We start from the raw sequence: 243 nt of genomic DNA, 5'->3' as shown, positions 1-243 counted from the left end.
CTTCATGGTCGACGGCCCCTCGCTGCACGGCGACACCGCGCTGGGCCGGCCCGTCGGCGACTCCGGCGTGGTCGCGTTCGGCCGGGATCTCAAGGTCAGCTACCGCGTGTGGTCGCCGAAGAACGGTTACCCGGGACACGCCGCCTACCGCGACTTCCACACCTATGACCACGTCACCGGGTTGAAGCCGGCGCGGGTCACCGGCCGCAACGTGACGTCCTCGAATAAAGCGCCCTACGACCC

General features: G+C 69.1%; 1 protein-coding gene. It reads left to right on the top strand.

The genetic code is table 11. The annotated features are described in order from the left end of the window. Positions 1-243 (top strand): hypothetical protein (locus tag ACSNOK_RS35820; protein ID WP_436784833.1); only part of this gene is annotated, 243 nt, incomplete at both ends.

It is taken from the genome of Streptomyces sp. URMC 126, from assembly GCF_051386555.1.
In the GTDB taxonomy this organism is placed as follows: domain Bacteria; phylum Actinomycetota; class Actinomycetes; order Streptomycetales; family Streptomycetaceae; genus Streptomyces.
Note: the sequence above shows the minus strand (reverse complement) of the source record. Positions and strands in the feature narration are given on the sequence as shown.